This window comes from Pseudomonas sp. FFPRI_1, assembly GCF_055384485.1.
In genome coordinates, this window is the sequence record NZ_AP029168.1 from 6,279,084 (window position 1) to 6,305,283 (window position 26,200).

At 64.1% G+C, this 26,200-nt stretch carries 21 protein-coding genes; 16 read left to right on the top strand and 5 right to left on the bottom strand.

Features of this window, described 5'->3' with window-relative positions; translation table 11 throughout:
- The first annotated feature begins 22 nt into the window (after window positions 1–22).
- The 6 genes from ACZ5BO_RS28005 (at window position 23) to ACZ5BO_RS28030 (ending at window position 4,886) form a co-directional block, all read left to right on the top strand.
- A complete protein-coding gene (locus ACZ5BO_RS28005; RefSeq protein WP_025129612.1) occupies window positions 23–1,642 on the top strand; it encodes an FMN-binding glutamate synthase family protein in 1,620 nt (539 codons plus the stop codon).
- Between the two features lie 63 nt (window positions 1,643–1,705).
- The gene (locus ACZ5BO_RS28010) at window positions 1,706–1,990 is read left to right on the top strand and encodes a putative quinol monooxygenase (RefSeq protein ID WP_025129611.1); all 285 of its coding nucleotides are present in this window, start codon (window positions 1,706–1,708) and stop codon (window positions 1,988–1,990) included.
- Between the two features lie 71 nt (window positions 1,991–2,061).
- Window positions 2,062–2,373: a cupin domain-containing protein gene (locus ACZ5BO_RS28015; RefSeq protein ID WP_025129610.1), complete on the top strand. Its 312-nt coding sequence runs from the start codon at window positions 2,062–2,064 to the stop codon at window positions 2,371–2,373.
- A 66-nt stretch (window positions 2,374–2,439) separates the two neighbouring features.
- The gene (locus ACZ5BO_RS28020) at window positions 2,440–3,279 is read left to right on the top strand and encodes an alpha/beta fold hydrolase (protein ID WP_025129609.1); all 840 of its coding nucleotides are present in this window, start codon (window positions 2,440–2,442) and stop codon (window positions 3,277–3,279) included.
- Window positions 3,280–3,687: 408 nt separating this feature from the next.
- Complete coding sequence (locus ACZ5BO_RS28025; protein ID WP_025129608.1) at window positions 3,688–4,278, top strand: papain-like cysteine protease family protein; 591 nt, start codon at window positions 3,688–3,690, stop codon at window positions 4,276–4,278.
- Window positions 4,279–4,286: 8 nt separating this feature from the next.
- Window positions 4,287–4,886, top strand: a complete 600-nt coding sequence (locus ACZ5BO_RS28030) for a hypothetical protein (protein WP_464697090.1) — start codon at window positions 4,287–4,289, stop codon at window positions 4,884–4,886.
- A gap of 102 nt (window positions 4,887–4,988) precedes the next feature.
- Here the strand turns inward: ACZ5BO_RS28030 and ACZ5BO_RS28035 are convergent, their stop codons facing one another.
- Window positions 4,989–6,404: an amino acid permease gene (locus ACZ5BO_RS28035; protein WP_025129606.1), complete on the bottom strand. Its 1,416-nt coding sequence runs from the start codon at window positions 6,402–6,404 to the stop codon at window positions 4,989–4,991.
- A 578-nt stretch (window positions 6,405–6,982) separates the two neighbouring features.
- Between ACZ5BO_RS28035 and ACZ5BO_RS28040 the strand changes: the two genes are divergently transcribed.
- From ACZ5BO_RS28040 to ACZ5BO_RS28050, 3 genes are all read left to right on the top strand, one after another.
- Complete coding sequence (locus tag ACZ5BO_RS28040; RefSeq protein WP_464697091.1) at window positions 6,983–10,090, top strand: transglycosylase domain-containing protein; 3,108 nt, start codon at window positions 6,983–6,985, stop codon at window positions 10,088–10,090.
- Window positions 10,091–10,360: 270 nt separating this feature from the next.
- Complete coding sequence (locus ACZ5BO_RS28045; protein ID WP_025129604.1) at window positions 10,361–10,939, top strand: PadR family transcriptional regulator; 579 nt, start codon at window positions 10,361–10,363, stop codon at window positions 10,937–10,939.
- Entirely contained in the window at window positions 10,936–11,721 is a 786-nt protein-coding gene (locus ACZ5BO_RS28050) for a siderophore-interacting protein (RefSeq protein ID WP_025129603.1), read from the top strand. The genes ACZ5BO_RS28045 and ACZ5BO_RS28050 overlap by 4 nt, the downstream gene beginning before the upstream one ends.
- Window positions 11,722–12,050: 329 nt before the next feature.
- Here the strand turns inward: ACZ5BO_RS28050 and ACZ5BO_RS28055 are convergent, their stop codons facing one another.
- Window positions 12,051–12,719, bottom strand: a complete 669-nt coding sequence (locus ACZ5BO_RS28055; RefSeq protein ID WP_025129602.1) for a Pr6Pr family membrane protein — start codon at window positions 12,717–12,719, stop codon at window positions 12,051–12,053.
- 8 nt (window positions 12,720–12,727) lie between these two features.
- Window positions 12,728–12,958, bottom strand: a complete 231-nt coding sequence (locus ACZ5BO_RS28060) for a VF530 family protein (RefSeq protein ID WP_019093117.1) — start codon at window positions 12,956–12,958, stop codon at window positions 12,728–12,730.
- Window positions 12,959–13,322: 364 nt separating this feature from the next.
- Between ACZ5BO_RS28060 and ACZ5BO_RS28065 the strand changes: the two genes are divergently transcribed.
- Window positions 13,323–15,362: a TonB-dependent receptor gene (locus tag ACZ5BO_RS28065; RefSeq protein ID WP_464697092.1), complete on the top strand. Its 2,040-nt coding sequence runs from the start codon at window positions 13,323–13,325 to the stop codon at window positions 15,360–15,362.
- A 64-nt stretch (window positions 15,363–15,426) separates the two neighbouring features.
- Here ACZ5BO_RS28065 and ACZ5BO_RS28070 read toward each other — a convergent pair whose 3' ends face one another.
- Entirely contained in the window at window positions 15,427–16,815 is a 1,389-nt protein-coding gene (locus ACZ5BO_RS28070) for an aminotransferase-like domain-containing protein (protein WP_025129600.1), read from the bottom strand.
- 320 nt (window positions 16,816–17,135) lie between these two features.
- On the opposite strand from ACZ5BO_RS28070, the gene ACZ5BO_RS28075 reads away from it, so the two are divergent.
- The 6 genes from ACZ5BO_RS28075 (at window position 17,136) to ACZ5BO_RS28100 (ending at window position 24,430) form a co-directional block, all read left to right on the top strand.
- Window positions 17,136–18,338 carry a benzoate/H(+) symporter BenE family transporter gene (locus ACZ5BO_RS28075; RefSeq protein ID WP_464697093.1) on the top strand — a complete coding sequence of 401 codons (1,203 nt, stop codon included), beginning with the start codon at window positions 17,136–17,138 and terminating at the stop codon, window positions 18,336–18,338.
- A 227-nt stretch (window positions 18,339–18,565) separates the two neighbouring features.
- Entirely contained in the window at window positions 18,566–19,939 is a 1,374-nt protein-coding gene (locus ACZ5BO_RS28080; protein WP_464701395.1) for a carbohydrate porin, read from the top strand.
- A gap of 117 nt (window positions 19,940–20,056) precedes the next feature.
- Window positions 20,057–22,477 carry a glucose/quinate/shikimate family membrane-bound PQQ-dependent dehydrogenase gene (locus tag ACZ5BO_RS28085; protein ID WP_464697094.1) on the top strand — a complete coding sequence of 807 codons (2,421 nt, stop codon included), beginning with the start codon at window positions 20,057–20,059 and terminating at the stop codon, window positions 22,475–22,477.
- Window positions 22,478–22,860: 383 nt separating this feature from the next.
- A complete protein-coding gene (locus ACZ5BO_RS28090) occupies window positions 22,861–23,160 on the top strand; it encodes a hypothetical protein (protein ID WP_029978483.1) in 300 nt (99 codons plus the stop codon).
- Between the two features lie 228 nt (window positions 23,161–23,388).
- Window positions 23,389–23,682 carry a hypothetical protein gene (locus tag ACZ5BO_RS28095; RefSeq protein ID WP_025129595.1) on the top strand — a complete coding sequence of 98 codons (294 nt, stop codon included), beginning with the start codon at window positions 23,389–23,391 and terminating at the stop codon, window positions 23,680–23,682.
- A gap of 100 nt (window positions 23,683–23,782) precedes the next feature.
- Window positions 23,783–24,430 carry a carboxypeptidase-like regulatory domain-containing protein gene (locus ACZ5BO_RS28100; protein WP_464697095.1) on the top strand — a complete coding sequence of 216 codons (648 nt, stop codon included), beginning with the start codon at window positions 23,783–23,785 and terminating at the stop codon, window positions 24,428–24,430.
- Here ACZ5BO_RS28100 and ACZ5BO_RS28105 read toward each other — a convergent pair.
- Entirely contained in the window at window positions 24,408–26,066 is a 1,659-nt protein-coding gene (locus tag ACZ5BO_RS28105) for an ATP-binding response regulator (protein WP_464697096.1), read from the bottom strand. The two genes, ACZ5BO_RS28100 and ACZ5BO_RS28105, sit on opposite strands and share 23 nt — an antisense overlap.
- Window positions 26,067–26,200: the final 134 nt, after the last annotated feature.

Consider the following 26,200-nt stretch of genomic DNA (forward strand, 5'->3'; position numbering starts at 1 on the left):
GAATCCGAACCAAGGAAACCGTATGAGCCTGTCACTCCTGAGCCGCTACGCCTTCTTTGCCGCCTGCGTGATATTCACCCTCGCCAGCCTGCCCTTTCTCGACAATGACTGGCTCTGGCCATTCACCCTGGTCACCCTGCTGTTGAGCTTGCTGGGGATCTTCGACCTGCTGCAGAGTCCCCATGCGGTACGCCGCAACTACCCGATCCTGGGTAATATCCGCTACCTGGTGGAAGGCATCCGCCCGGAAATCCGCCAGTATCTGCTGGAGTCCGACAGCGACGCGCTGCCGTTTTCCCGGGCCCAGCGTTCCCTGGTGTATTCCCGCGCCAAGAATGAAAGCGCCGACAAACCCTTCGGCACCCTGATCGACGTCTATCAGTCGGGCTTCGAATTCATCGGCCACTCCATGCGCCCCGCGCCCCTGAGCGATCCCAACAGCTTCCGGGTGATCGTCGGCGGCCCTCAGTGCACCCAGCCCTACTCCGCCTCGGTGTTCAATATCTCGGCCATGAGCTTCGGCTCCCTGAGCGCCAACGCCATTCGTGCCCTGAACCAGGGAGCCAAGCTCGGCAACTTCGCCCACGACACCGGTGAAGGCAGCATCAGCCCCTATCACCGCGAGCATGGCGGCGACCTGACCTGGGAGCTGGGCAGCGGTTACTTCGGTTGCCGCACCAGCGACGGCCACTTCGATCCCGAGCGCTTCGCCACCCAGGCGCAGAACCCGCAAGTGCGGATGATCGAGATCAAGATGAGCCAGGGCGCCAAGCCGGGCCACGGCGGCATCCTGCCCAAGCACAAGGTGACCCAGGAAATCGCCGACACCCGGGGTATCCGCATGGGCGAGGACTGCATCTCGCCCTCCAGCCACAGTGCGTTCTCCACCCCCCTGGAAATGATGCATTTCATCCAGCAGCTGCGTGAGCTGTCCGGCGGCAAGCCCGTGGGCTTCAAGTTCTGCCTGGGCCACCCGTGGGAGTTCATGGGGATTGCCAAGGCCATGCTGGAAACCGGCATTCTCCCGGACTTCATCGTCGTCGACGGCAAGGAAGGCGGCACCGGCGCGGCGCCGGTGGAGTTCACCGACCACATCGGCGCGCCGATGCGCGAAGGCCTGCTGTTCGTGCACAACACCCTGGTGGGCCTGAACCTGCGAGACAAGATCAAGCTCGGCGCCAGCGGCAAGATCGTCAGCGCCTTCGACATCGCCAGCGTGCTGGCCATTGGTGCCGACTGGGCCAACTCGGCCCGGGGCTTCATGTTCGCCATCGGCTGCATCCAGTCGCAAAGCTGCCACACCAACAAGTGCCCGACGGGCGTGGCCACCCAGGACAACCTGCGCCAACGCGCCCTGGTGGTGCCGGACAAGGCCCAGCGGGTATTCAGCTTCCACCGCAACACCCTCAAGGCCCTGGCGGAAATGCTCGCGGCCGCCGGCCTGCAGCACCCCTCGCAACTGGAGGCCAAGCACCTGGTGCGACGCATGTCGGCCACGGAGATCAAGCTGTTCTCCCAGTTGCATGTGTTCCTCAAGCCCGGCGAACTGCTGACCGGCGAGGTCAACGGCGAGTTCTACTCGCGCATGTGGCAACTGGCCCGGGCCGACAGCTTCGAACCCAACACCGAAGCCGCCGCTTAAGCCCCATTGCCCAGTGCTCCCCGGTTGCCGGGGAGCGCCGGGCGTCACCCAAGGAAGATTCGAATGCTCAAGGTCATCGCTGAAGATTTCATCCAGCCCGAACACCTGGACACCGTACGCCCGTGGTACGCCGAACTGGTGGAGAAAACCCGCCAGGAACCGCTGTGCATCGCCTACGATCTGTTCGTCGATCAGAAAGACCCGGGGCATTTCATCTTTGTCGAACAGTGGCCGGACCGCGCCGCCCTCGACGCCCACTGCCAGACCGAGCACTTCACCCGTCTGGTGCCGCAGATCAACGCCTTCCAGAGCCGCGAATGCCGCGTGCTGCTGATGGACGAATTCTAGCCCCCCCACAACCAAGCTGACCGGACCACCGAAAGCAGAACGAAACCCCGCTGACGCCTGGGAGATTCGCCATGCCATTACTGCCCTTCGAGTTGCTGTCCCCTCCATTGCCCGAGCCCTGGCAATCCTCGCTGGTGGGCCGGATAGGTCCGGCCCGCATCAAGGTCCTGCGCATGAGCCCGCAGTCCTATCCGGAAGAAACCCATGACTACGACGAAGGCCTGCTGGTGAGCCAGGGTTGCCTGCGCCTGGGTATCGGCCAGGCCACCGTGGAAGTGCAGGCCGGACAGATGTACCTGGTGCCGGCCGGCGAGGCCCACTGCGTGCTGCCTGGCAGCCACGGCACCCTGGTGATCTTCGATGTCGAGCCCCCCAGCGCTTGACCCATAGACGCAAACACCCCAACCACCCGCCCCGGCTCGATCGGGGACCTTTGCACGGAGAGGCTCATGGCTCGTCTACTTGCAGCGCTCGCTCTATTGATCTCCTTCACCAGCACCGTTGCCAGCGAACGCTGGCAAACCCTGCCCCCCACTCCGGCCCCGGTGCCCGGGGCGCAATCGGCCCACGCCGAGGTCAACGGCATCCGCCTCTACTACAGCAGGATCGGCCACGGCTCGCCGGTGGTGCTGCTGCATGGCGGCCTGGGCAACGCCGACTACTGGGGGCATCAGGTCCAGGCCCTGGCCACCCGGCACACGGTAATCAGCATCGACAGCCGCGGTCACGGGCGCAGCAGTCGGGATGCCCGCCCCTACGGCTACGACCTGATGGCCGACGACGTGATCGCCCTGCTCGACCAATTGAAGATCCCCCGCGCCGATTTCGTCGGCTGGAGTGACGGCGCGATTCTCGGCCTGGACCTGGCGATGCGCTATCCGCAACGGGTGGGCAAGGTCTTCGCCTATGCCGCCAACACCCGGACTTCCGGGGTCAAGGAGGGGGTGGAGCAGAACCCGACCTTCGCCGCCTACATCGAGCGCGCCGGCCAGGAATACCGCCGCCTGTCAGCGACGCCCGGGCAGTACGACGCTTTCGTCGAGCAGATCGGCCAGATGTGGGCCAACCAGCCCAACTGGAGCGATGCCGACCTGGCCCGGATCAAGGCCCAAGTGCTGATCGTCGACGGTGATCACGACGAAGCCATCAAGCGCGAGCACACCGAATACATGGCCGCAGCCATTCCTGGCGCCGGGTTGCTGATCTTGCCCAATGTCAGCCACTTCGCCTTCCTCCAGGACCCGGGGTTCTTCAACGCGGCTCTTGAGCACTTCCTCGACGACCAATAGGCCCAGGCCGCCTGAGGCGGTTCAGCCAGGCGATAGGGCGAGCGCAGAGTCACCTGTGGCGAGGGCAGGTGCTCGCCCATGGCCGGCCTGATGCCTCAGCCCACAGCTGCCGCAAAAATGGGGCGGCAACCCAGTCCTGGGCGAACCAGTAAAGCCTTCGACCTCAGGTAATCGCCATGCCCTGGAAGGCCCCTTTTCCGGGGACATTTCGGCCCGTCATAATGCATTTATGCATATTTTAATTGCATTGACGCATGAAGTGTCTAAGGTTGGTTTCAGGCCCACCCGGCGCTCGCCATCGAGGCTGGCACAGCAGCGCGCCTGGCATCAGGGCCGAATGATCCAGTTGATCGAAACACGCAACAACGACTCAAGCCACAGGCTTGTTTTCATTCATGGAGGATGAACATGTTAAGCACACCCTTGACCCACACCGACATGCCGCAGGCTCTGCCCCAGTGCCTTGCCGGCGCGCTGCTCGACCTCGAACTGGCCGAGGCCGGTTTGAGCGCCGAGCCGGCTCCCCTGGCCGGCACCCGGCTCAACTTCAGCGTGCAGCAGCAGACCATGAGCAACTGGTGCTGGGCCGCCCTGTCCGCCTCGGTGGGCAATTACTACGGCACCGGTTCCTGGACCCAGTGCGGCGTGGCCAACGCCGAGCTGGGCCGCAACACCTGCTGCGGCCAGCCCGGCCCTTGCAACGTCTATGGCTACCTGGACTCGGCCCTGCGGACTACCCGCAGCTATGGCGGCATGCGCGAGGACCGGATGCAGATGCCGGCCATCGAGAACCAGCTCGGCATGGGGCGCCCTGTTGGCCTGCGCTGTGCCTGGTACGGCGGCGGCGCGCATTTTTTGACGATCTACGGCAGCGACGGCGGCTACATCCTGGTGGCGGACTCGATCTACGGTTACTCGACCCGTGCCCTGAACAACTTCCCCGGTTCCTACAACGGCGGCGGCAACTGGACCCACACCTACTTCACCCGGAAAAACTAGGAGGCGTCATGCAACTGACTTACCCCAAGGCGCCTGCCACTGGCGTCCAGCAACTGCAACCCGCGCTGCAGGCAGCCCTGCAAACCCAGGGCTTCGGCGTCAACCATGGTTTTACCCGTGCCCGCAGCGGCCACTTGAGCTTGTCCCAGGGGTTCCGGGGCTACGCCCTGAGCCTGGAAGACCTGAGCAGTGGCCATGGCCTGGCCCAGGCCCAGATGGGCGACTGGCATTACCTGGTGTTCGCCGGCGGCCTGTCGATCGCCGATGCACAGTTGACCGAGGCCGCCGGCACGCTGGATTTCTCGGCGCTGAACCACGGCGCCCTGGCCACGTCGGCGGTCAGGGCCCTGAACCTCGCGGAAAACACCGCCTCGTTGCAGGGCAAATCCTATGAGCTGCGCTTGCTGTTCGTCCCGGCACTGCAGGTCACGGCAATCTGGCTGCACGCAGACGCTGAAGATGTGCTGCTGCCCATCGAACCCACCCCGCCGCAGCTGGCGTCCCGGCCATTGCATGACGAGGCAAGCTTGCTGGCCTTGCTGGCCCCCCTGGCCCGCCAGGCCAAGGCGGTCTTCGACACCGACACCAGCGGCACCCTGGGCGGCTGACCGGGGAGCAAAAAAAATCCGGCGGCCCTTGCGGGGCGCCGGATTCTTCATCCCAGGCTTCAGCCCGGGCGGCTCAAACCAGGAGCCTCTGCGGGCCGCCCGTTACGACGCCGAGCGCGCTGGCTGGGCATTGGTCGGCTGCAGCTTGAACAGGTAGAACAACGCCGTCAGCAGCACCAGGAATGCCGGGCCGATGTACAGCGCCACGCGGGTATCCGGGAAGTAGGCCATCAGCCCCACCACCAGCACCAGGAACGCCAGGGCCAGGTAGGAACTGATCGGGTACAGCCACATGCGGTATTTCAGGCCGGCACGCTCGGCCGGGCTCAGCCCCTTGCGGAACTTGAGCTGGGCCAGAAGGATCATCACCCAGGTCCAGATCGCACCGAAGGTGGCGATGGACGTCACCCAGACGAACACCTTCTCCGGCACCAGGTAGTTCATCAACACCCCCAGCAACAGGGCGAAGATCGACAGCAGCAGGGCCCGACGCGGCACGCCGTTGCTCGAGGTCTTGGCAAAACCGGCCGGGGCCTGGCCATTCTGTGCCAGGCTGTAGAGCATGCGCCCGGTGCTGAAGATGCCGCCGTTGCAGGACGACAGCGCCGCAGTGATCACCACGAAGTTGATGATCCCGGCGGCGGTCTTGATCCCCAGACGCTCGAAGGTCATCACGAAGGGGCTGCCCTGGGTGCCGATTTCGTTCCACGGGTAGATCGACAGGATCACGAACAGCGCGCCCACGTAGAACAGCAGGATGCGCCAGAACACCGAGCCGATGGCATTGGGAATGGTCTTCTGCGGGTTGCGCGCTTCACCGGCAGTGAGGCCGATCATCTCTACGCCCAGGTAGGCAAACATCACCATCTGCAGGGACATCAGCACGCCGGTCACGCCATTGGGCATGAAGCCGCCGTGGGTCCACAGGTTGGAAATCCCCAGGGCCACGCCGTCATTGCCGAAACCGAAAGCGATGATGCCGATGCCGCCGACCACCATGGCGATGATGGTGACAATCTTGATCAGGGCGAACCAGAACTCGAACTCACCGAAGGCCTTGACCGCGATCAGGTTGATCGAGCCCATGCTCACCAGGGCCGCCAGGGCCCAGATCCAGCGCGGCACATCAGGGAACCAGATGCCCATGTACACCGCCACCGCGGTGATTTCCGCGACGCAGGTCACCAGCCACAGGAACCAGTAGTTCCAGCCGGTGAGAAAGCCCGCCAACGGGCCCAGGTAGTCCTGTGCGTAGCGACTGAAGGAGCCGGCGACCGGGTTGTGCACCGCCATCTCGCCGAGAGCGCGCATGATCACCAGGATCGCCAGGCCGCCGATGATGTAGGACAGCATGATGGCCGGACCGGCCATCTCGATAGCCTTGGCCGAGCCGAGGAACAGGCCGACGCCGATACAGGCGCCAAGCGCCATCAAGCGAATATGCCGTTCGCCGAGTTCGCGTTTCAGCGGGCCGCCGTTAGCGGTCTCGCCGTGGGGCAGTTGGTTGCCAACTGGCATAGAGATACAACCTCATTTTGTTATTGGATATGAACCACCGAGTCTTCGAAGCCACGGCGGATAGCCGAAGCCTGCTCAACCGGACCGGCCTTGTGGGACGGTGCGTCTGTAGGACAAAACCTGCCAGATCAGCGGGGTGCGCAGTATAAAAAGCTCCCGACAGGGCTTTTCACTCTATAAGCAGCTAAATTCAGAGAGAAATCTCGGCAAATACCGCTTTCGCGGAGAAGCATTACCTGCTTTTTGCCCTGAAACCTCACTCGGAAAGGGCCGCGAGTATTGCACAGCCCCGGTGCATCGTCATGCCCCTACCTAGGGCGTATTTACCTGGCAAAAGCCTCTAGCCTGTGGCCAGGGAGCGTGTTCCCGTTCGGCTGCGCAGCAGGCGCAAACCTGAGCGCGCGTTCTGTCGGGGAGACCACGCTGGCTGGCTTCAGGGCCGCTGCGCAGGCCGGCGGGAGCACGCTCCCTGGCCACAGCAGCAGGGCCGCGTCGTTTTCACAATTTATTCACCGGCCGCCAGCACCGTCTAAGCTTCAGGCAAGTCCGATCAATCTGCGTGAATGGATCAATCGACTATGGGCGCTTTGTGGCAGACCGATTCGCGTAAGAACGCAGCGCCAGACCACAGCGAGGACGAAGCGCCTTCACCCAAAACCTCCAAACCCCGGCGGTACGCCTGGCGCCTGTTCTGGCTGTTGCTGCTGATCGCGCTGATTGCCCTGGGTGTCGCCGCCACCCGCGAAATGCGCACCTCGAAACTCCAGGCCCGGGAGTTCAGCAAGCTCGCCAGTGAGCTGAGCTACTCCCTGCAACCAGGTCCCAGTGATGCCATCTTCTATCCGGGAGCCGGGCCCTTCGATCGGCGCCTGGGCTATAGCGCCCTGGGCGAGTTCCTGCCACGCCTGCTCAAGCGTGGTTACCTGATCGACGCCCAGACGCGTTTTTCCCCGGCGCTGATGGACTACAGCAAGAGCGGCTTTTTCGTGCCCTATACCGAGAAGATCCAGGCTGGCCTGTCCATTACCGATTGCCGCGCCGCACCGCTGTACCAGTTCAAGTACCCGCAACAGCTGTATTCGACCTTTGCCAGCATTCCACCGCTGGTGGTGCACAGTCTGCTGTTCATCGAGAACCGCGACCTGCTGGACCCCAGACTGGGCCAGGCCAACCCGGCGGTGGACTGGCCGCGCTTCGCCAAGGCGGCCTGGTCCCAGGTGGCCAGGCTCCTGCACCTGCCCGGGCAGACCGCCGGCGGCAGCACCCTGGCCACCCAGCTGGAAAAATACCGGCATTCGCCGGATGGCTTGACGGCGTCTGGTGGCGAGAAAATCCGCCAGATGATCTCCGCCAGCGTGCGCGCCTACCAGGACGGCCCCGAAACCCTGCAAGCCCGACGCCGGATCGTCCGTGACTACCTCAACAGCGTGCCGTTGTCGGCCGTTCCCGGACACGGCGAAGTGCATGGCATGGCCGAGGGCCTGCGGGTCTGGTACGGCGCCGACTTCGATCAGGTCAACCAGGCCCTGGCCAGCACCGCCAGTGACTCGAAGAGCCTGGCTCAGCGCGGGCTGGCCTTGCGCCAGGTGCTGTCGCTGATGATCGCCCAGCGTCGTCCGTCCCATTACCTGGCCAAGGGGCACGCCGAACTCGCCGACCTGACCGACAGCCATATCCGCCTGCTGGCGCAGAACAATGTCATAGAGCCCGCCCTGACTGCCGCAGCCCTGGCCAGCAAGGTGACGTACCGCGACTGGCAGCAGCAGCCGACCCTGCAGCCGATCGAGACCAACAAGGGCATCAGCGTCGCTCGCAGTCGCCTGGCAGCGCTGCTCAATCGTCCGCTGTATGACCTGGACCGTCTCGACCTCTCCGCCACCAGCACTTTGCAGAGCGACCTGCAACGCCAGGCCACCGAGTACCTCAAGCACCTCGCCGATCCGGCTTTCGCCGCCCAGGTCGGCGTGCTCGGCGAACGGCTGCTGACGCCTTCGAGCACCACCCAGGTGCGCTACAGCTTCACTCTGTTCGAACTCACCCCCGACGGCTCACGGGTGCGGGTACAAACCGACAGTACCGACCAGCCGTTCGATATCAACGAGGGCAGCAAACTGGAGCTGGGCTCGACCGCCAAGCTGCGGGTGCTGACCACCTACCTGCAGATCATTTCCGAACTGCACGACAAGTACGCCGGGCAAACACCCGCACAGTTGAAAAAGGTAGCGGTGAACGATCAGGACCGCCTGAGCCGTTGGTCCCTCGACTACCTGATGCAGAACAGCGACCGCAGCCTGCCGAAAATGCTCGATGCGGCCCTGAACCGCACCTATTCCGCCAGCCCCGGTGAGGCCTTCTTCACCGGCGGCGGGGTCCATCACTTCCACAACTTTCGCAATGAGGACAACGGCCGTAGCCCTACCCTGCGCGATGCCTTGCGCGAATCCATCAACCTGCCATTCATTCGCCTGATGCGTGACCTGGTGCGCTACAGCACCTATGGCGGCGACAGCAGCAGCGCCGAACTGCTCAAGGACGACCAGGACCCGCGGCGCCAGGAATACCTGGCACGCTTCGCTGACCGCGAAGGCACTTCGTTCCTGCTGCGCTTTTGGAAAAAGTACCGCAACAAGGACACTCAAGCGCGCCTGGAAACCTTCCTCGACAGCCTGCACCCCACGGCGATCCGCCTCGCCGCCGTGCACCGCTACCTGCTGCCGGACGCCAGCCAGGAGAGCTTCAACCGCTTTGTCCGAGCCCACATGAAAAACGCCAAGGTCAGCGAAAAGCTCACCGATGAACGCCTGGACAAGCTCTATGCCAGCTACGGCCCTGGGGCCTACAACCTGCCGGACCAGGGCTACATCGCCAAGGTCCACCCCCTGGACCTGTGGCTGCTGGGCTACCTGATGAGCAACCCCGACGCCACCTTCAGCCAGATCGTCAAGGCCAGCGAGTTCGAGCGCCAGGAGGTCTACAGCTGGCTGTTCAAGAGCCGCCACCGCAGCGCCCGGGACAGCCGCATCCGCACCATGCTGGAGATCGAAGCGTTCCTCGATATCCACCAGCGCTGGCAGAGCGTCGGTTATCCCTTCGACCACCTGGTGCCCTCCCTGGCCACCGCCATCGGCAGCTCCGGCGACCGTCCGGCGGCCCTGGCCGAGTTGGTGGGGACCATCCTCAACGACGGCGTACGCCTGCCGACCTTGCGCATCGACAGCCTGCATTTCGCCGCCGGCACACCCTATGAAACCCGCTTGAGCAACGACCCGGACAAAGGCAAGCGAGTGATGCCCTCGGAGGTGGCCACAGCGTTACGCGGAGCCCTGTCGCAAGTGGTGGATGCCGGCACCGCGAAACGCGTGGCCGGGAGCTTCAAGCTAGCCGACGGCACCGCGCTGGCCATGGGCGGCAAGACCGGCACCGGCGACAACCGCATCGAGGCCATTGGCGCCGGAGGCCGGGTACTGAGTTCGAAGTCGATCAACCGCACCGCCACCTTCGTGTTCTATATCGGTGAGCACCATTTCGGCACCCTCACCGCCTATGTCCCTGGGGCCTCGGCCCAGGCCTTCAAGTTCACCTCGGCATTGCCGGTGCAAGTCCTCAAGGGCATGGCACCGATCCTCATGCCCTACCTGCAGCCAGGCAGCGCCACTCAATGCCTGGGGAGCCTTGCCCAGCGCTGAACCCTGGACTGTCTCGTAGCCAAGGGATCGTGCGGTTCTTGAAAATCTGCCGAGCCCCTCCGGGGCCCGGCAGTACGCCATGCCTGCAGCGGTCTGGAGGCCGCAGCCTGCCTGAGGCCTGGCGTTCCTTGCGATAACACCCTCGGCCTTCACTCCTTCCTCTGCGCTTTTTCGTCTCCGACAAACGGCAGCCTCGCTCGGCGTAGAACTGCTTGCGTCGCCAATAAGATATATCTTAAGTTATGTCTAAATCACGACGGAGAAGAGAAAATGAGAGAGCACCACCCCCATTCCCACCGCGAACACGGTGACAGCCACGACGGTTTTGAACGCCGCCCCGGTCGCGAACGCGGCGGCCGCGGTCCCCGGGTGTTTGCCCCCGGTGACTTGAAACTGCTGCTGCTGGCGTTGATCGCCGAGCAGCCTTGCCACGGCTACGACCTGATCCGCCAGATCGAAGGCATGTTCGATGGGGCCTACAGCCCCAGCCCCGGAGTCATCTACCCGACCCTGACCTTTCTTGAAGAAAGCGAAATGATCCAGGGCGATGCCGCTGGCGGAAAAAAAAGCTACAGCGTGACCGACGCCGGTCGTCTGTCCCTGCAGGAGCAGGCGATTGCCCTAGAGGGTGTGCGGATGCGCATCGAGGTCAGCAAGCGTTCCCTGGGCGGCCATGATCGTCCGGCACAAATCCATGAGGCGGTGCACAACCTGCGCCATGCCCTGCACATGCACCACGGCCGCTGGACCCCGGAAGAAATCCTCCGGGTGCGCGACCTGCTCAACAACACCGCCAAGGCCATTGTCGATGGTCCTGTCAGCCACTCTGCCCAGGAGAAATCCGAATGACTGCAACCCCAGAACTGTCCATTCACCGGGTCATGCACGAGATCAAGCGCCGGCGCCTGAAGGTCTTGCGCGTTGTCGACCTGACCCCGCGCATGCGCCGCATCACCCTTGGCGGGCCAGAGTTGGCCGGGTTCATCAGCCTGGGCAGCGACGATCATGTGAAGCTGCTGTTCCCCGAGAACGCCGAACAGCAAGCCGCCCTGGAAACCCTGGTACTGGGCCCGGGCAAGGACAGCGGGCCAATGCCCGCCATGCGCGACTACACCCCGCGGCGCTATGACCTGGAACTGGGCGAGCTGGACATCGACTTCGTCCTTCACGGCGACGGTCCTGCCTCGACCTGGGCCGAGCAGGCCGAACCCGGCCAGTACCTGCACATCGGCGGCCCACGGGGCTCGATGGTGGTGCCGGATATCTTCGACAGCTATTTGCTGATCGGCGATGAAACCGCCCTGCCCGCGATTGCCCGGCGCCTGGAGGAACTGCCGGCCGGACGCCAGGTACTGGCGGTGATCGAAGTGCAGGACAGGGCCGAACGCCAACTGCTGCAGAGCGCCGCCGAGGTCGAGGTGATCTGGGTCGAGCGCACTGGCGGCGGCCAGGATCTGATCAGCACCGTGCGTCAGTTGCAGGTCCCGCCAGGCAAGCTGTACGCCTGGGTAGCCACCGAGAGCAAAGTTTCGCGCCAGGTTCGTCGAGTGTTGCTGGATGAGCACCAGCTCAACGACGAATTCGTCAAGGCTGCCGGCTACTGGCGCCTGGACGGCAGCGAAGAGGAATAACCCCGCGCCGCTGCAGACGCTGGCGAAAGCGAAGGTGATCGCAATGGCCCCTTCGCCGGCAAGCCGGCTCCTACGGGATCGCGGGAATGCCTTTCTTGTAGGAGCTGGCTTGCCAGCGAAAGCGATCGCACGGCCCCCTTCGCCGGCAAGCCGGCTCCTAAGGGATCGCTGGGATGCATTTCTTGTAGGAGCTGGCTTGCCAGCGAAAGCGATCGCAAGGGCCCCTTCGCCGGCAAGCCGGCTCCTACGGGATCGCGGGGATGCATTCTTGTAGGAGCTGGCTTGCCAGCGAAAGCGGTCGCAAGGCCCCTTCGCCGGCAAGCCGGCTCCTACGGGGCTCGGCGGGGGCGTTTGCCCAGCCGGCGGTCCAGGTCCAGCAGTATCAGGGACACCAGGACGAATCCCGCCAGTATCCCCAGGGCATTGAGCAATACCTGGGGGTAGCCCAGCCGGTCCACGGCAAGAAAGGGATAGGGGTACAACCCCAGCAAGTGCCCGCGCAGCAGCAAGTAGGCGAAATACACCACCGGGTAGAGCATCCACCACCCCAGGTGCCTGAGGCGTAACCGGCCCTTGGGTACGCAGCACCACCAATAGACCAGGAACAGCAGCGGCATCACATCATGCAGCAGCTCGTCCGCCAGCCATTGCCAACCCTGGGGATGCCACAGGTGACGCAGTAGCAGGCTATAGGCCAGGCCCACCAGCACAATACTCGCCGCCACCCCGCCACTGACCCAGGGCTGGAGCATGAAGGCCTGCCCCCGGGACAGCCGCAGGTTCAGGGCACAGGTCAGCACACTGGCCACCAGGGTGTTACTGAGCACGGTGAAGAAACTGAAGAAGTTCACCAGCCCGCCCAACAGGCTGGCCCCGGCGTCCCAGCGCACCAGCAGGATCAGGTACAGCTGCACCGTCAGCCCCAGCCAACCCAGCACTGCGGCAATGGCAATCAGCCCGCGCCGGCTGAACAGCCCCTGCAGCGATACACCGGCCATGGGATTCCTCAGAGTGGACGCTTGGTGCGCTGCAACTTCACATAGAGCTTCTCGACTTTCTCCCGGGCCCAGGGCGTCTTGCGCAGGAAGGTCAGGCTCGACTTGATGCTCGGATCGCTCTTGAAACAGCGGATATCGATGCGCTCGGCCAGCCCCGACCATTCGTAGTGTTCCACCAGCGCCTTGAGGATCTGTTCCAGGGTCACGCCATGCAGCGGGTCGGTGTGGGTGTCGGTCATGCCAGGCCTTTGCGCAAAGAAGTTGGGAAAGCCGCGCACCTTAGCCGAGGGCATGCGCCCGCGCCAGCGTGCCTGGATAACTGTAGTCGCTGCCGAAGGCCGCGAGCGCTCCGACAAGATGCCCCCTGGCATCTCCTGTTGCCGCCAGTGCTGTCGGCCCGGCGCCCGAACACTACCCAGGCTGGCAACAATGGCGACAGAAAACACGTGCGGCATGAAAACAAAAAAGTTCCTGGCTTTTCGAAATAAAAGTGATGTTATATTGTATCAATAAATATCACTCAGCTCGCACTTCAGGCACCCCCGTGCCTCGCCTGTTTTCTGACTCAAAGCGCTCTGCGCAACGCTTGCCAAGGAATGATCGATGTCCCTCTTCTACCCTCGCCCTGCTCGCCCCCTGCTGTGGCGCCTGTCGCCGTTGTCCGCCGCCTTGCTGATCGCCTCCCAGGCCCACGCCGTGGAATTGCCGCAGCAGGTCATCACCGCCAACCCCCTGGGCAGTACGCAACTGGCGGCGCCCGCTACGGTGCTGGAAGGCGACCAACTGACCCTGGAGCAGAAAGGCAGCCTGGGTGAGACCCTGAACAAGCAGCCGGGGGTGTCCTCGTCCTACTTCGGTCCTGGCGCCAGCCGTCCGATCATCCGCGGCCTGGACGGCGACCGCATCCGCATTCTGCAGAACGGTGTCGGCGCCCTGGATGCGTCCTCGCTGTCCTACGACCACGCGGTGCCCCTGGATCCGGTCAACGTCGAACGCATTGAAATCGTCCGCGGGCCGGCAGCCCTGCTGTACGGCGGCAACGCCATCGGCGGAGTGATCAACAGCTTCGACAACCGAATTCCCACCGAGGCCATCGAAGGCATTCATGGCGCTGGCGAACTACGCTATGGCGGCGCCGACACCACTCGCAGCAGTGCCGGCAAGCTGGAAGCCGGTGACGGCACCTTCGCCTTGCACCTGGATGCCAACTCACGGCAGTTCAACGACCTGAAGATCCCCGGCTACGCCCGCAGCCGCCACGCCCCGGAAAGCGAAGACGGCGCCGGCAAGAAAGGCCGCCTGGGCAACAGCGACGGACGCCAGGACGGCGGCGCCATTGGCGGCTCCTACACCTGGGACGACGGTTACGCCGGGCTGTCCTACAGCAACTACGACTCCAACTATGGCTCCCCGGCCGAAGAAGACGTCCGCATCCGCATGAAGCAGGATCACTACGCCTTCGCCTCGGAGCTGCGCAACCTGCAAGGCCCGTTCAGCTCGGTGAAATTCAACGCCGGCTACACCGACTACGAGCACCGCGAAATCGAAGGCGGCGAAACCGGCACCACCTTCAAGAACAAGGGATACGAAGCGCGCATCGAGGCCCGGCACCTGCCCATCGGCCCACTGGAAGGGGTCGTCGGCGCCCAGGTCAATCGCAATGAATTCTCTGCCCTGGGTGAAGAAGCCTTCGTCCCACAGACCGATACCAACAGCGGGGCCTTGTTCATCCTCGAAGAACTGCAAGCCACCGAGCGCCTGAAACTCAGCCTCGGCGGCCGCCTGGAACACACCACGGTGGACCCGGACGCCAAGGGCAACGAGCGTTTTGCCCAGGCCGACAAGTCCAGCAGCTTTACCGCCGGCAGCCTGTCTTCCGGTGCCGTCTACACCCTGACACCGGTCTGGTCCCTGGCCGCCACCCTGGGCTACACCGAACGCGCCCCGACCTTCTACGAGCTGTATGCCAACGGCGCCCACGTCGCCACCGGCACCTACGAAGTAGGCAACGCCAAGCTGTCCAAGGAAAAGGCCGTGTCCAGCGACCTGGCCCTGCGCTTCGACAACGGCACCCACAAAGGCAGCGTTGGCGTGTTCTACACCCACTTCTCCAACTACATCGGCCTGCTGGGCAGTGGTCGGACCCTGAACGACGAGGGTGATGAAGACGCCGATGGCATCCCGGAATACACCTACTCCGGCGTAAGGGCGCGTTTTACCGGGATCGAAGCCCAGGATCGCTGGACCCTGGGGGAAGGCGCCTACGGCAAGTTCGCCCTGGACCTGTCCGGCGACTACACCCGGGCCAAGAACCTCGACAACGGCCAAGCCCTGCCGCGCATCGCGCCACTGCGCCTGAACAGCGGCCTGCTGTGGGAACGGGATCGCTGGCAGGCACGCCTGGATGTGCAGCATGCCGCCAGCCAGGGCCGGGTACCGGACCACGAAAGCGGCACCGATGGCTACACCACCTTTGGCGCCAGTGCCGGCTATCGCTTCGATATCGGCCGTAGCCAGTGGCTGGCCTTCGTCAAGGGCGAGAACCTGACCAACCAGACCGTGCGCTACGCCAGCTCGATCCTGCGGGACATCGCGCCGGCGGCCGGGCGCAGCGTGGAAGTGGGGTTGCGGACCACTTTCTAACCCTTCGCCGGCAAGCCGGCTCCTACAGATCCGTGTAGGAGCCGGCTTGCCGGCGAAAGCGGTCTCAGCGATAACGCCGCGGATCAGCCTCGATCAGGCTCGCCAGCTGGGTCAGGGCAAAACGCAATTCGTCCTGGGTGGTGGGCGACATCAGCACCACCCGTACACAGCGGGAGTGGGCGTCGCGCTCCACCGCAAATTGCGTCCCGCTCATCACCAGCACCCCGTGGGCCCGGGCCAGGGTGGCGAACTCGTCGCCGGTCCAGGGCTCCGGCAAGGTCAGCCACAGGTGATAGCTGTGGGGCTGGGTCTTGACCTGCATCCCGGCGAACACCTGCCGGGCAATCGCCTGGCGCGCCGCCGCTTCCGTACGCTGGGTCTGCACCAGCTTGCGGTCCAACCCTTCGACAATCACATTGCTGGCCAACTGCGCGGTCAGGGGCGATGGCATCCACACGCTGCTGCGGACCATCGAGCTCAGGCGCGACAGCAGCTTGGGCGGGCTGTAGAGATAGCCAATCCGCAACGCCGGCATGATCGCCTTGGACAGGCTGGTGAGGTACACCGAACGCTCCGGCGCGTAGGTCGACAACGGCTTGATGGCAGGATCGGTCGCGAGAAAGCCGTAGATATCGTCGTCGATGATCAGAAAGTCGAACTCTTCGGCAAGCGCCGCGATCTGTGCCCGACGCCGGGGCGACATGATCGCCGTGGTGGGGTTCTGACAGCTGGCGACACACACCAGCAACGCCGGCTTTTCCTTCAGGCACTGCTCGCGCAATGCCTCGGGAATCATCCCCTCCTCGTCCATCGCCACGCCCTGCAGGCGCCGCTCCAGGCCACGGGCCACGGAGATGATGCCCGGGTAGGCCAACGACTCGCAAAGCACCAGGTCACCGGCATTGCTCAAGGCGCTGATGGCCACCATCAGCCCGTGCTGGGCACCGCTGGTGATCACCACCTGCTGCCAATGAGCCTCGGGCAAGGCGTGGCGCAACCACTGCGCCCCGGCTTCGCGGTGGGCCGGATGCCCGCCATCGGGGGCGTAGTCCAGGGCCCGGCCGAAGTCGCTGCTGCGGGCCATGCCCACCAGGGCACCGCGCAGCCAGTACTCCAGGGTCTCGCTGTAGGGCTTGATGATGGACAGATCCAGGGTTTCGGACTGCCCCAGGGACAGCGAAGGCGCGCTGGAGCCTGGCGGCACCTCCATCGCGGGTTGCGCCAGGACGTAGGTGCCACGTCCCACTTCGCCCTGCACCAGGCCGCGCCGCTGGGCCTCGCTGTAGGCGCGGCTGATGGTGCCGGGCGTGACATTCAGGGTCACCGCCAGTTCGCGCAGGGTGGGCAGGCGATCACCGTCATTCAACAATCCGCTGCTGATATCCCGCGCCAGGGCGTCGGCGATGGACAGGTAGACCGGCTGGTTGAATTCGCTTAACTGGGGAACCCACATGGAGACTGATGACCGTCGGCTGCATTGAAGTGCACCGGAGCTTATCACAGGCCCGACGGGACCATTAACATCGACTCAATCCTGCCATTGCCTGGCTCAACAATAAGGTGAACGTCATGGTCTCGCTGCCTAAAAACTCCAAAAACCAACAATAAATACTTATAAATCATACACTTGATATTGAATTTACAAGACTCTGAAAGTGCTTCGGCAATGACTGGGCGCAGAAATAATTGAATCGATTCAATTTTCTGAAATACACTGAAACACCAGCAACTCAATCGACTCAATCCTTCCCACCCCTGCCCAGTCGAGATGCCATGCACAGTCTCAGAAAGGACCTGTCCCTCTCCGCCGTGATCGCCGGCCTGATCGCCGTGATCATTTCCTACGCCGGCCCGCTGATCATCGTGTTTCAAGCCGCCCGCGAAGCCCATCTGCCCAGTGCACAGGTGTCGTCCTGGATCTGGGCCATTTCCATTGGCAGCGGCCTCACCGGCCTGCTGCTCTCCTGGCGCCTGAAGGTGCCGGTGATCACCGCCTGGTCGACCCCCGGCGCGGCGCTGCTGGTGTCGATGCTGCCCACGGTGTCGCTGCCCCAGGCCATCGGTGCCTATATCGTCGCCTCGCTGATCATCGCCGTGATCGGGCTCTCCGGCCTGTTCGACAAGCTCATGGGCCACCTGCCCAAAGCCATCGCCGCCGCCATGCTGGCGGGCATCCTGTTCCGTTTCGGTGCCGGACTGTTTACCTCGGTGACCCTGCAACCGGCCCTGGTACTGGCAATGATCGGCGCCTACCTGCTGGGCAAGCGCCTGTCGCCGCGCTACACGATTCTCGCGGTGCTGCTGGTGGGCTGCGGCGTCGCCGCTGGCCTGGGCGAGTTCAACAGCGGCGCCATCACCCTGGCCGTGGCCGAGCCGGTGTTCATCGCCCCGCAATGGAGCTGGCACGCCATCATCAACCTTGGCCTGCCCCTGGCCCTGGTGACCCTAACCGGGCAATACGTGCCGGGCATGGCGGTGATGCGCAGCGCCGGCTACAACACCCCAGCGCGCTCGATCATTTCCTGGACCGCCATCACCTCCGCGCTGCTGGCGCCCTTCGGCTCCCACGGGATCAACCTGGCGGCCATCACCGCGGCCATCTGCACCGGCCGTGAGGCTCACGAAGACCAGGGCAAGCGCTACATCGCCGGGATCGCCTGCGGCCTGTTCTACATCCTCATGGGCATCTTCGGCGCGACCCTGGCCTCGGTGTTCGCCGCGCTGCCCAAGGAGCTGATCGCAGCCCTGGCCGGCCTGGCCCTGTTCGGTGCCATCAGCGCCGGACTCAGTGGCGCCATGGCTGACGAGAAACAGCGGGAAGCGGCCCTGATCACTTTCCTGGTCACGGCCTCGGGCATGAGTTTCCTCGGCCTGGCCGCCGCGTTCTGGGGGCTGATCTTCGGCCTGGTGGCGCACTTCGCCCTCAGCTACACCCGGCACAAACCGGCCCTGGCCGAGGCCACAGCCCCGCGCTGAACCCGCTCCGGCCCGGTGACTGTTACCGAATCCGAAACTGTTCATGTCGATAAAAGCGCTTTCTCTTGATGAGACGGCGCTTTATCCTTAGCCCCCTAATAAAGCTGAACCGTTTCATCTTTCCCTTTGAAATCAGCGGCCTGCCGTCCTCGATCAACCTGCATCGATGCCTCGCGCCGTGCCCTTGCTTCTGCCTACTCCTAGAAAAAGACCTGACTCGAATGCCTATGCCCGTTTTCCAGCGTTTAAAAGACAGCGCTGTCCTGACTCCCGTCGCCTTGCCCAAGACCCTGAGCCTGCTCGGCGCCCTCGGGTTTGCCGCTTGCGCCCAGGCCGTGCCGGCCTTCGACAGTGATTCACCCTGGATGCTCGGCGACTGGAACGGTACGCGCACGGAACTGGCCAACAAGGGCTACGACTTCAAGATCGACTACGTCGGCGAGATGGGTGCCAACCTGCACGGTGGCTACGACCACGACCGTACTGCGCGCTACAGCGACCAGTTCGCCTTCGGCAGCCACCTGGACCTGCAGAAAATCCTCGGCTGGGACAACGCCGAATTCCAACTGACGGTGACCAAGCGCGACGGCGACAACATCAGCAACGACCGGATCAACGATCCGCGGGTCGGCGGCTTCACCTCGGCCCAGGAAGTCTGGGGCCGCGGCCAGACCTGGCGCCTGACCCAGATGTGGTACCAGCAGAAATTCTTCGACCAGAAACTCGACATCAAGGCCGGCCGTTTCGGCCAGGGCGAGGACTTCAACAGCTTCCCCTGCGACTTCCAGAACCTGGCGTTCTGCGGCTCCCAGGTGGGCAACTGGGCCGGCAGCGTCTGGTACAACTGGCCGGTCAGCCAGTGGGCCCTGCGGGTCAAATACCACCTGACGCCAGAGGTGTATGCGCAGATCGGCGCCTATGAGCAGAACCCCTCGAACCTGGACCGCGACAACGGCTTCAAGCTCAGCGGCAGCGGCACCCAGGGCACCCTGTTGCCGGTGGAACTGGTGTGGACGCCCAAGCTCAACGGCCTGGCCGGTGAGTACCGCGCCGGCTACTACTACAGCAGCGCCAAGGCCAGCGACGTGTACAAGGACAGCAACGGCCAGCCTGCCGCGCTCACGGGCGAGGCCTATCGCAGCAGTTCGAGCAAGCACGGCCTGTGGTTCGGCGCCCAGCAGCAGGTCACCAGCGTCGCCAGCGACCAGTCCCGCGGCCTGAGCCTGTTCGCCAACGTCACCGCCCATGACAAGAAGACCAACGCCATCGACAACTACGTCCAGGCCGGCCTGGTCTACAAGGGCCTGTTCGACGCCCGGGCCAAGGACGACATCGGCTTCGCCCTGGCGCGGGTTCACGTCAACCCGGCCTACCGCAAGAACGCCCAGGCCAGCAACCAGGCCCGGGCGCTCTACGATTACGACAACCCCGGCTACCTGCCGCCCCAGGACACCGAATACAGCGCCGAGTTGTACTACGGCGTGCACCTGGCCAACTGGCTGACGGTGCGCCCTAACCTGCAATACATCCGCCATCCCGGCGGCGTGAGCCAGGTGGATGACGCGCTGATCGGCGGGATCAAGCTCCAGAGTTCGTTCTGAGCCCCTGCGGCACAAACCCAGCCGATTCAGACTTTTTCGCTGAACCAAGCCCGCGCCTGATCGTCATCTACAGTGAACATGCGCGGGAACACTCTAAACGTCACGGAGAACCACACTATGAGCACTGAGGGTGCTTCAAGTCCGAGCCGCTTGCTGCCAAGCCTGCTCGGGATCTTGCTGCTGCTAATGGGCCTGGCCTTGCTGGCCGGGGGGATCAAGCTGAGCATGCTCGGCGGCTCGCTGTACTACGTCCTGGCCGGTATCGGCCTGACGCTGACGGGCCTTCTGCTGCTGGCCGGCAAGCGTTCGGCGCTGGGGTTGTATGCCCTGGTACTGTTTGCCAGCACCGTCTGGTCGCTGTGGGAAATCGGCCTGGACTGGTGGCAACTGGTGCCGCGCCTGTCGCTGTGGTTCGCCCTCGGCGTGGTCCTGCTGCTGCCCTGGTTCCGCCGCCCGCTGCTGCGTGACGGTCCGGCACCAATGGGCACCGCCGCACTGAGCGTGGCCGTGGTCCTGGCCGGTGGCGCCGCGATTGGCAGCCAGTTCACCAACCCTGGGGAAATCTCCGGTGACCTGGGCCGCGACACCGCGGACATGGCCAGCACCGCCCCGGCCATGCCCGAGGGTGAATGGCAGGCCTATGGCCGCACCGAATTCGGCGATCGCTACTCGCCGCTGAAGCAGATCACCCCGTCCAACATCGGCAAGCTGCAGGAAGCCTGGCGCATCCGCACTGGCGACATGCCGACTGCCAAGGACCCGGTGGAAATCACCAACCAGAACACCCCGCTGAAGGTCAACGGCATGCTCTATGCCTGCACCGCCCACAGCAAGGTGCTGGCCCTTGACCCGGATACCGGCAAGGAAATCTGGCGCTTCGATCCGCAGATCCAGGGCCCCAACGGCGACGATTTCCGTGGCTGGGCGCACATGACCTGCCGTGGCGTGTCGTACTACGACGAAGCCAACTTCAAGAACACCGACGCCATCAGCCAGCCGGCCAGCCTGTCCCCTGCCGGCCAGGCCATCGCTACCAGCTGCCCGCGCCGGCTGTTCCTGCCGACCGCCGATGCGCGCCTGATCGCCATCAACGCCGACACCGGCAAGGTCTGTGAAGACTTCGGCAACAAAGGCGCCGTGGACCTCAAGGCCGGCATCGGCCCGTTCACTCCGGGCGGCTACTACTCCACCTCGCCGGCGGCCATCACCCGCAACCTGGTGATCATCGGCGGCCACGTCACTGACAACGAGTCGACCAACGAGCCGTCCGGGGTGATCCGCGCCTTCGACGTGCATGACGGTCACCTGGTATGGAACTGGGATTCGGGCAACCCCGACGAAACCACGCCGCTGCCGGAAGGCCAGACCTACACCCGCAACTCGCCGAACATGTGGTCCCTGGCCAGCGTCGACGAGAAACTGGGCATGGTCTACCTGCCCCTGGGCAACCAGATGCCTGACCAGTGGGGCGGCAACCGCACCGCAGGCGCCGAGAAATTCAGCGCCGGCACCGTGGCCCTGGACATCGACACCGGCAAGCTGCGCTGGAACTACCAGTTCACCCACCACGACCTGTGGGACATGGACGTGGGCAGCCAGCCGACCCTGGTCGACATGAAGACCGCGGACGGCGTCAAGCCGGCGCTGATCCAGCCGACCAAGCAGGGCAGCCTGTATGTACTGGACCGTCGCGACGGCACCCCGATCGTGCCGATCCGCGAAGTACCGGCCCCCACCGGCGCGGTCGAAGGCGACCACACTGCACCGACCCAGGCCCGCTCGGACCTGAACCTGCTGCCACCGCCACTGGACGAAAAAGCCATGTGGGGCGCGACCCCGTTCGACCAGATGCTGTGCCGCATCCAGTTCAAGGAACTGCGCTACGAAGGCCAGTACACCCCGCCGTCGGTGCAGGGCAGCCTGATCTACCCGGGTAACGTCGGCGTGTTCAACTGGGGCAGCGTCTCCGTGGACCCAGTACGCCAGTTGCTGTTCACCAGCCCGAACTACATGGCCTTCGTGTCCAAGCTGGTGCCCCAGGCCGAAGTGGCGGCCGGCAGCAAGCGCGAAAGCGAGACCTCGGGCGTGCAGCCCAACAAGGGCGCCCCTTACGCGGTGATCATGCACCCCTTCATGTCGCCGATCGGCGTGCCTTGCCAGGCCCCGGCCTGGGGCTACGTGGCCGGTATCGACCTGACTACCAACAAGGTGGTGTGGAAGCACAAGAACGGCACCAGCCGTGACAGCTCGCCGATCCCCATCGGCCTGCCGATGGGCGTGCCAAGCATGGGCGGCTCCATGGTCACCGGTGGTGGCGTGGGCTTCCTCAGCGGCACCCTGGACCAGTACATCCGCGGTTATGACGTGAAAAACGGCAAGGAACTGTGGAAATCCCGCCTGCCAGCGGGCGGCCAGGCCACGCCGATGAGCTACACCGGCAAGGACGGCAAGCAATACGTCCTGGTGGTGGTGGGCGGCCACGGCTCCCTGGGCACCAAGATGGGCGACTACATCATTGCCTACAAACTGTCGGAATAAGCTTTACCGACGGATATAAAAAGGGCGGCTACCTTGGGGTAGCCGCCCTTTTTTATGCCGTTCGCACTCCCCGTAGGAGCTGGCTTGCCAGCGAAGGCGTCGGCCCGGGCACTGCATGGCTTGCGGACCTGTTCGCCGGCAAGCCGGCTCCTACAAGGTGCCTGGCGTTCGATCTTGCTCGACCGGCAACCTCTCACATTGCGATCACCGAAAATTCCTACAACTCGCGTCGAATTGCATCACCTTGTCCATTCAGGACTCAGCCTTTAAGGTCTGACCTGTCACCGGCAAGACCGTGACAGGGTGTGGAAGCCCCTATCTCGTTAGGCGTAAACAACGCCACCTAGTGGCCAATCCGATTCCTGCGAGAGGGACCCACAGCAATGAACAACAACGCCGCTGACCCGCCCGAACAACGCCATATGCCCCTCACCAGCAACGATTACAACATCCCCGCCCTGCTGGTGGACACCCAGGCCCCGCTGGACGCTCTCCACGAAGCCGCCGCGCACCGCATCCGCGCGGCCACCCAGTTGCTGGAGAACATCGCCAGCCACGACAACCTGCAGAGCAACCCGGCCCTGCTCCAGGATTTCGCCCAGCTGTGCGTCATCCCCCTGCGCGATGGCTGTGACCTGCTGGACGTGCTGGGCCGTCGCCTGCAGGAACAACTGCTGAGCTGAACTCCCGGACACGGCGCCATCCAGCCGGGCCCATCAAACCCCGGCCTCACCTCGCCATTCCCCGCCCCCGTAATTGCAAAAAGACACTAGCCCATTTGTGCTAATCGACCCTCCCTGTCCTGCGGCGATATAGTGCCCACCCACCACCCGTTCCTCTCGATACCGCCGTTTGCGGCGTGGGGAGCGGCTGCGCCGTAGAAAGCACAACAACACCAAGGAAGAGTCATCATGAAACTCCACTCCAGCATCCGCCCTCTCACCCTGCTCAGCATCCTGGCCCTGGCACTGGGCGGCTGCGCCATTGCCAAACCCAGCAACGACGACCTCAAGAACCGCGCCCAGACTACCCTCGGCAAGCCCGTGACCACAGTCTCCAATGTGCGTAGCGATGCTTCCCAGACCTACTTCACCGCCAGCACCAGCAATGGCGAATACAACTGCGTATTGCCCAGTGGCGGCATGGTCGCCTTAGCCAGTATGGGCGGAGTGGTTGCACTCCCAGCCGAGTGCAACAAACAGTAAATCGCTCCCGGCGACCCAGGTTCGCGCCTCGGACTGTCCGCTCTGACTGCCGGACAGCATCACCGCGGACAGGGCAAACACCTGTAAAGGCCCCGATGCTATGAAATCCCGCTTATACATGGCGACAGGCCTGGCCCTGCTCGCCTGCGCCCTGAGTGCCTGTGCACCACGTCAGGGGCGCACCCTGGACGAATACCCGCCGGTCAAGATTTCCACCGTGCAGTACCCCGACGCGCCCTTCGACACCCAGGCCGCGCGCGCCGCCCTGCAACCCGGCAGCGCAACGCTCACCGGCAAGTTCTGCATCGTCGGCAACGACGGTATCGAGGACAGCCGCGACGTCAAGATCTATCTCTACCCGGTCACCCCGCACTTGCAGGCCTGGCATAAATTGCGCTCATCCCAGCCCGAAGGCGCGCCGGTGAGCATGCTTCCCGAGGCCGTGGCCGTGCACCGGGTAACCCGGACCAACGGCAACGGCATCTTCCAGTTCACAGGCTTGCAACCGGGCCGCTACTTCGTCCAGGGCCAGGACATGGTGTACGGCACCAGCCGCTGGAACGAGTACGTGGGCACCGGCCAGAGCAACACCAACTACGGACCGGTGACCACCCACTACTACACCGAGCGCAGTTCGACCTCTTCATACTCGGGCATGCTCGACGAGTTCGTCGACCTGGCCAGTGGCGAGAACAAGAAGCTGACCATGACCAACTACCCCCTGCTTATCCCGTGCCGGACCTGGTAGCGGCCTCTGGCACCTGCGCCCTGTGAGCGGACGCCATTGGCGTCTCGCGCAGGGCTCGCAAGGTGCTGCGCAGTTCCACCGGCCGCACCGGCTTGGACAGGATCGCGATGTTGCGGTCGTGCAGGGCCGCGTGAATTTTCTCGATGTCGTGCCCGGTAATGATCAGCGCCGGCACTTCCCAGCCCCGCTGCCGGCGGATGCTGTCGATGCATTCGATACCCGAGGCCCGGGTGCCCAGGTCATAGTCGACGACAATGATGTCGCAATCGGTCAACAGATCCTCCCCGCTCGATTCGGCCTGGACCACGCAGCCCCAGCGCTCCAGCAACGCCGAGGTGGCCAGCAGTACGTTGCGATCATCCTCCACCAGGCAAACCCGCAACCCGGTCAGCAAACCGCTCTGGATCGCCTCGTCACGGCTGCGCAAACGCTGCGGCGCCGCCACTGACAAGCCATGGAGACTGACAGCGGTGCCGCGGTCGACCCGCGAACGGATGCTCACCTGCAGATCGATCAACTGCCCCAGGCGCTTGACGATGGACAGGCCCAGGCCAACGCCCTCGACGTCCTTGTCGCGCACCTGGCGGACCCGGTAGAACTCATCGAAGATCTTCGGCAGGTGCTCCTCGGCAATTCCCCGGCCCTGGTCATAGATAACGATGGCCAGCCCCTGGCCACGTCGCCGCACGCCAATCAGCACCGGCCGTTCCGCCGCGTACTTGAAGCAGTTGGACACTACGTTCTGCACCATGGTCGCCAACAGCCCCGGGTCGACCCGCACCCACTGGGCACAAGGCCGCAGCCGCAGCTCGACACCCGCCCAGCGCGCCGCTTCGGTGTTCTGGCGCACCAGATCACGCAAAAACTCGCCCAGGTGCACGGTTTCGTACTTGGGTTGCACCCGCCCGTTGTCCAGGGTGTAGAGGTCGAGGATGGAACGGAACAGCTGCGAGACGTTGAGCAGCGAGCGGTCGATGTTGTCCACCATGCGCCGCTCGTCGACGCCCAGGCTGGCTTCCCGCAGGCAGGCGGTGAACAGGCCGATGGAGTGGATCGGCTGGCGCAGGTCATGACTGGCCTGGGCCAGGAAGCGGGACTTTTCCAGGTTGGCGGCAATCGCCTCTTCCGAGGCCAGGCGGGTGCGCTTGAGCAGGATATGGGCATACACCGGAATCACCGTACTGGTGATCATCAGCATCAGCACCATGTAGGGCTGGGCCTGCCAATAGGGGGTCAGCAGGTAGACCATGAACAGCGCGAACAGCGCCAGAACAGTGGCAATGGCCAGGTAACGCGAGCCGAAGCGCATGCCATTGCCCAGGTTGACCCAGACCATCACGGCATAGATCGGCAGCGCGCCCTCCCCCCCTACCACCAGGCCGTAGCAGGTGCCGCTGTAGTCGTAGACCATGCCCAGGATGCGCCGCGCCGGGTAGTGCCCAGGCCAGCGGGCAATGGCCATGCGCAGGATGATCGAACCCAGCATGAACACGGAGATATAGATGATCACCGGCACATAGGTCGCCATATCCTGCCCCGGCAGAAAGCCGATCACGGCAAACCAGAGCAGGGCGCATCCGGCCACTATGATCCGCAGGGTGGCCTGGTCCAGCTCGCTGTCCTTCTCAACTTTCATGCCGTCACCTCCTTGTGCAATATGCGTTGGCGTGGTCTTTTGCCGTTCTGCACGGCTGCGTTCCGGACACGACCAGCGGGCAGTTACAACGCCACGCGCCAAGTTAGCATGCTCACAGGATTGGATGTTTCAAG